This is a genomic window from Chitinophaga sp. (genome assembly GCF_036566945.1).
GTDB lineage: Bacteria > Bacteroidota > Bacteroidia > Chitinophagales > Chitinophagaceae > Chitinophaga.
Window position 1 is genome coordinate 1 of record NZ_DATCVJ010001026.1, and the last position, 6,125, is coordinate 6,125.

At 48.1% G+C, this 6,125-nt stretch carries 6 protein-coding genes; 1 reads left to right on the top strand and 5 read right to left on the bottom strand.

What is annotated here, in order from left to right; all coding sequences use genetic code 11:
* Together VIP81_RS30875 and VIP81_RS30880 are read right to left on the bottom strand one after the other, a co-directional pair.
* Positions 1-1,000 (bottom strand): FecR family protein (locus tag VIP81_RS30875; RefSeq protein ID WP_331971118.1); only part of this gene is annotated, 1,000 nt, incomplete at its 3' end.
* Positions 1,001-1,072: 72 nt separating this feature from the next.
* Positions 1,073-1,669, bottom strand: coding sequence for an RNA polymerase sigma factor (locus VIP81_RS30880; RefSeq protein ID WP_331971121.1), 597 nt, complete (start codon positions 1,667-1,669; stop codon positions 1,073-1,075).
* 159 nt (positions 1,670-1,828) lie between these two features.
* Between VIP81_RS30880 and VIP81_RS30885 the strand changes: the two genes are divergently transcribed.
* On the top strand, positions 1,829-2,581 hold the full coding sequence (locus VIP81_RS30885; protein WP_331971124.1) for an NADPH-dependent F420 reductase: 753 nt from the start codon (positions 1,829-1,831) through the stop codon (positions 2,579-2,581).
* Positions 2,582-2,631: 50 nt separating this feature from the next.
* Here VIP81_RS30885 and VIP81_RS30890 read toward each other — a convergent pair whose 3' ends face one another.
* The 3 genes from VIP81_RS30890 to VIP81_RS30900 all read right to left on the bottom strand — a co-directional run bounded on the left by VIP81_RS30890 (position 2,632) and on the right by VIP81_RS30900 (position 6,031).
* Positions 2,632-3,501 (bottom strand): polysaccharide lyase, encoded by an 870-nt coding sequence (locus VIP81_RS30890; RefSeq protein ID WP_331971127.1) that lies wholly within the window; start codon positions 3,499-3,501, stop codon positions 2,632-2,634.
* A gap of 29 nt (positions 3,502-3,530) precedes the next feature.
* Entirely contained in the window at positions 3,531-5,153 is a 1,623-nt protein-coding gene (locus tag VIP81_RS30895) for a glycosyl hydrolase family 18 protein (RefSeq protein ID WP_331971130.1), read from the bottom strand.
* A gap of 251 nt (positions 5,154-5,404) precedes the next feature.
* Complete coding sequence (locus tag VIP81_RS30900; protein ID WP_331971133.1) at positions 5,405-6,031, bottom strand: chloramphenicol acetyltransferase; 627 nt, start codon at positions 6,029-6,031, stop codon at positions 5,405-5,407.
* Positions 6,032-6,125: the final 94 nt, after the last annotated feature.

The window sequence follows — 6,125 nt, forward strand, 5'->3', positions numbered from 1 at the left end:
TGCTGCGGATATTTGTTTCCCGGAAATAAAATTCTCCATTCTTCCAGCCCTGTGTTTCTTCCAGGTCTGCTGTATTTACCTCCACTTTTCCGGAAGATGGGTGAAGGACTGCCTGCTCTCCGGGATGTAATAAAGTTTGTGCATTTATTTTTACCGCCCCTTGTACCAGCGTGGTTTTCACCACTTCTTCGTCTGCATAGGCCATCACATTAAATGTGGTACCCAGTACCTGTACCTGCATGCCTTTAACGGCCACGGTAAAAGGTTTGTTTTCATCTTTGGCAATGTCGAAGTAAGCTTCTCCCGTAACTTCCACTGTTCTGTTATCCGCAGGAAAAGCAGTAGGATAACGGATACTGGAAGCTGCATTCAGCCACACTTTAGATCCATCGGGCAAGGTGAGCTGATACTGACAACCATTAGGCGTTTGCATGGTATTAAAGAGAACACTGCTTTCTTTGCCGGGAGCGTTGTGGTAGGCCAGTTCTCCATTTGCCAGCTTCAGCACCTGGGTAGCGCCCTGTTGGGCAATGGCGCCCAAAGCAGCACTGTCCAGCGAAATCCGGGAGCCATCTCCTAAAATCAAGATCGGATGCGCAGCAGGAGCCTGCAATAATGTCTGGTGTACCAACAAAGATTCGGGATGTTGCTGACGGGCATGCCATTGCCAGCTGCCCGCGAGTAATAATAAAAAGATAGCCGCCGCGGCTGCATATTTAAACCAGGAACGGGAAATAAGTGGTAATTGCTCCCGATGAATCACCGGTGTAATGGCTTCATTTTGCCGTACTTTTTGCATGATCTCCCGCGCCATTTCTTCCGCGTTAAAATCGGCGTGTTCTGCAAACGCCGGATCAGTAAATGCCTCCTGCAACAGCTGCGACAACCGCGCTTTGTTTTCCGGCAGCATGGCCATAGACCTGAACAGCCGCAAATCCGCTGCTGGCAGCGATCCGCTCATATACTGATTAAATAATGCTTCAAAAGTTTTTTCAGACATACGTGGTGGCAGATTTAAACGACTTCAACCTCCTCTCTTGTAAGGACGGAAAATAAATCAGGGATAAGACAGTCAATTGGAAAAATAATTGGACAAGAAAAGTAACAGGATAAAAATACTTTCCGAATGGCGGCTGATATATTCCCGGATACTGCGCAGGGCCCTGACGATATAGGTCTGGGAACTCACCACCGAAATATTCAGTTGTTGGGAGATCTGCACATGACTCAGCCCATTAAAACGATGCAATACAAATACCTCTTTTACTTTTTCCGGCAGGTGTTCAATGGCCAGCAGCAGGATCTTCTCCAGCTCCTTGTATTCCATTCCGCTCTGTGCATCGCTGAAGGGGGCCTCTGCCAGATGATCCGTCAGCATATCGAGGTTATCGGTATGCAACACTTTTTTGCGCAGGTGCTCCATGATCAGGTTGCGGGCGCATACATATATAAAGGCGCCGGGGTTATCTACTTCCGGCAGCTTCTCCCGGCTGTTCCATAATTTCACGAAAATGTCCTGCGACAGGTCTTTGGCCTGTTCAGGTGAGCGTGTTAACCGAAGCGCAGTACCATAAATCTGTGGCCAGTATTGCTTCACGAGCGCCTGGAAGCTCCGCTCATCTCCTTTGGCAACGGAGAGCAATAGTTCCTGTTCATGCTGGTGGATCAAGGGTGGTATCTGTTAATCATATGGGTAGTGATGCATGAAAATAATACAACCGCAGCGAATTTGCAAAATGCATTTTCGGTTTTCTGCGGAAATAAATTTGCGTAACTCAAAAGTTACTTATAAATTTATGTAACTTTAAAGTTACTCATTCAGACAACCTTGAAAAAAGTATTTACTATGAACATAGGCATTATCGGTGCAGGCGCTATTGGCAGTTGCCTGGCGTCAAAACTTGTTAAACTGGGGCATACCGTTGCCCTGGCGAACTCCCGGGGACCCGCGTCTTTACAACAACTGGCAGCAGATATTGGCGCTACAGCCGCCACGGTAGAAGATGCGATCAAAAATAAGCAGGTGATCATTGTGACCATCCCTCAAAAAAGTATACCTGCTCTTCCTAAAAACGCTTTTAAACAACTGCCGAAAGATGTGGTCGTTATTGACACCGGCAATTATTACCCTAATCTGCGCGACGGCGTGATACCCGCACTTATCCAACATGGCATAGACAGCCTATGGGTGCAGGAACAATTAGGCGTTCCCGTTATTAAGGTATTTAATTCCATCAGTGCAGAAAGTCTGAACGATCTGGGCAAACCCAAAAGAGAGAAAGACCGCATCGCATTGGCCGTTTCCGGTGACAGCACCGCCGCTAAGGAAGTAGTGTTTACCCTGGTAGACGCATTAGGTTTCGACCCGGTAGATGTGGGGGATATACATCACTCCTGGCGGCAGCAACCCGGTTCGTCTATTTATTGCAGAGACATCCCAGCCGAAACATTAAAGAAAAGAGTGGCCGCCATGGGCGTTACCTGGACGGAGATGCACGACGTGATCATCGGAAAAAGAAATGCAGATGAAGTGATCATGGGGACCGATTATCCGGCTTACCTGAAAAGCCTGCAGGACTAAAATAAAAACAGGATGGCAGACGGTGAACGTTTGCCATCCTGAAAACAGCGCTAATTAATTTTATGTACGCTGAGGTTATCGTAATAGATATATCCTACGGTAGAAGACTCCCAGTAAGACTGGCTACCACCGCGGAACGTATGGAAGGTAACGCCTCTGATCAATCGTTTACTGTCGTTGGTGGTCCAGCGGATATCGCGGTCGAGTAATACGGTATTGTTGATCACGATTTGTACGTGCCCGTCCGTATTACTGCCGGTATTGCTTTTAATATACAGATGCACATGATAGGTAGTGCCTTTTTGGATACTGCCGGTAGCGGGGTAAGAAAGACCGAAGTCATCACCATACTGTCCAGGCTGATCTTTATAGTACAGATAAGGCTGAAAATAAACCCTGCCTGCATCGTTCTGATACCACATGAGCCGCAGGGTACCGCCGTTGCCATCCCAGGCCGGATCACCGCCTGTATTACCATCTCCGATAGAAAAACCAAAGCCCACTTTACCCCCCCGGCTCCAGTCGAACTGACTATGAAAACGGATATCATAATCCATTTCATAAGCGGCGCCGTCGGACACATCGATGTTGGCCACTACCCCACCAGCGCCGGAAAGTGCGTTGGGGTCTAATTGAATGCGCAGGTTGCCATTGGAATTGTAGGCGCGGGATTCGTTCCAGCCGGTAACATTCCCGAAATCGGCGTTGGCGTTTGCGGTGGTGTAAGTAGTACCGCTCGTGTAATTGTCCCAGTTCACCGACCAGGTGCTGTTGATGGCATTAATGCCCACCAATGCGTTGGGACTCGCGGCCGCCGGGTTACTGGCGGGTTGCAGGTCTTTACGGCAGGAAACAATGCTGCCGCTGAATAATAACAGCCATGCTGCTACTGCATAGCGTGAGAAACAAGTGGAATTCATACTGATGGAATTGTGGGTGAAAAAATAGATTACAGTACAATGATCTTTTTCGTTAATCGCTTATTATCGTGCAGCACTTCGAGAATATAAGCCCCTGCAGGAATATTGCTGGTATTGACTCTAAAGCTGCGGGCGTTGGGTTGTTGTGTCATCACCGGCTGCAAATTGGTCCCGGTCATCGTTGCCTTTACGGGGGCCTTACTATTATAGTCGCGGAGTGTAACCGTAAACGTAGTGCCGGCATTGATCGGGTTAGGATATACCTGTATTGCCGTGGTGGCTTCTTCTGCCAAAATATTTTTTGAAACAGCGGCGGTCATAGCCGTGGGGGCAGCCAGTGCAGCCAGACTTACGATACCGAAGTTGAAGGATTCCCAGGTACCTACAGTAGTTCTCCAGGAGCTCATCGCCTGTACACCGTTTTCTGAACAGATGTAACCATCGTTATTACATTGCAGGGAAATGGTACCGTTGCTGTTACTGATCCAGGTAAACTTCTCCCAGTCCTGTATACTGGCACGGTTACACGTAATGGCCTGTGTACCATTTTCGGAAGATACATACTTGTTCTGGCTGCGTAATGCTATTTTGCCGCCACCCGCATCGACCACGGTAAACTGTTCCCAGCCCTGTGCGCTGGCCCGGTTGCAGTTCATGGCCATGGTGCCATTTTCACTGCTCACATACAAGTTATTATTCCCCCGCAGCCAAATGGTTTGTCCGATCGGTGCGTTGCTGCCGGGGTTGCCGGTTCTGGTCAACACTACTTCGTGGATAGCAGATAGTAAAGAATTAGCCCCGGTAGCGTCCTGCGATAATTCCCAGATCATGATACCGCTGCCCTGATCAAAAGCGAGATTTGTTTTTTGCTTGATGGTGGTGATACCGTTATAGCCTACGTTGTCGAATACATCGGCATAGGGATTGGCACCGCGGGCAATCAGCTGGGCATAGGACTCCCAGGTAGGACGACCGTAAAAAGGTACACCCAATACTGTTTTTGAAGCCGGCAGTCCGCGGCCACGCCAGTAGCTCACAGATTGTGATGCGTAATTGTAAGTGGAGTGATCGAAGTTGTTGTAGTCATACGCCATGAGGTTGTAAAAATCTACCAGGGCGAAGGCGCTGTTTAAGATACTCGCGCCGCCGGTGCCCACAATAGCGCCGGTGAGCAACTTGCCCCGGTTATGCATCTCGGTGCTGAGCTGCGTCATCAGGGTCACGTAATTGTTGGCCGAAGCACCGGCATCGGGATACTCCCAGTCAATGTCTACTCCATCCAGTCCGTACTGGTTGACGAAGTTGATCATGTTCGTCACAAAATTATTCCGGTAGGTACTATTGGCGGCCAGTCCTTCAAAGCCGCTGTCATTGCCATCGTTCCAGCCGCCTACGGAGATCAGCACTTTTACATTATTGGCATGTGCGGTGCTGACAAGACTCTGCAACTTGGTGGGGTTGTCGATGGCCTGCAAGCCGCCGGTGCTGGTAGGCAACAGGAAGGCATAGTTAATATGCGTTAACTTGCTATACTGCACCTGGCTTACATTGCCGGCCCAGGAGGGCATATAGCCAATTACACGAAAAGGAGTCTGGGCAATCGTGGTGCAAGCGCACACGATCAGGAAGGCTAACCATGGTAGCGTTTTCATACGGGGTGGGTTTGGTTGAAAAATTTACAGTACGTCCAAATGTAAACGTTTGCATAAAAAAACGTTCCTAAGGCACTACGTCATTACTACGACATGATAAACTTTTCTTCCAAACCCTTGGGGAATTACGAATTACGAATTACGAATTACGAATTACGAATTACGAATTACGAATTACGAATTTGTGGGGAGAAAGTAAACGCGGAGATCTCCCCACAAATCCGTAATTCGTAATTCGTAATTCGTAATTCTTACCTCCTATTCATCCGCTCCTGAAAATTTTCGAGGAACTGTGCTACATGAAATCCATCCATTAATGCATGATGTACATGCACCGATACCGGCATGTACTTATGGTCCCCTTCCTCTCTCATCTTCCCAAAAGATATTTTCGGGCAGCTATCTTTAAAAGAAAAACTGCGTGCGTGGGAAATTGCCGTAAAGTTGATCCAGGGCAGGGAAGAATAATGGATCACATTTTCTCCCGATATAGCAGGTACCAGTCCGCTGCTATTTCTGACCCGTTCTGTTTCTATCTTGCTATGTACCTCAAACTCGCTGAAATCATTATAATAATCCATGTAAGCGAAACCAAAAGTACCATCGGGCCGGTCAATGGTAGGCGATGCATGCACCTGGTCGTACATCCATACCTCCCCATCTGTAATCCGGTAGCGGAAAGGGACCACCTCATTAGCGGCGGCCAGCGATTTGTGCAGATACAGTAAAAAGAAGGAACTGCCCGTTGCCCGGGCTTGTTCGTAGGTAGCCGTGCAGTCGATGTCTACACAAACCCCAAAAAATGGTTCTTCAAAACGGCTAAAGAAATGAAAATGATCTTTTCTTGGCCAGGTATTCAGGTCTAATAATTGTTTCATGCGATTAATTCCGGCAGCAGCTCTGACACGGTAGTAAATTGATAAAAACGGGGATCTTCTATGGTCGTATCTACATGTTCATGCACCCAGGTAG

What these genes read in the sequence shown, in the direction of transcription:
- VIP81_RS30900 (WP_331971133.1), bottom strand. Translation starts at nt 6,031, where the DNA reads ATGAAACAATTATTAGACCTGAATACCTGGCCAAGAAAAGATCATTTT.
- VIP81_RS30890 (WP_331971127.1), bottom strand. Translation starts at nt 3,501, where the DNA reads ATGAATTCCACTTGTTTCTCACGCTATGCAGTAGCAGCATGGCTGTTA.
- VIP81_RS30895 (WP_331971130.1), bottom strand. Translation starts at nt 5,153, where the DNA reads ATGAAAACGCTACCATGGTTAGCCTTCCTGATCGTGTGCGCTTGCACC.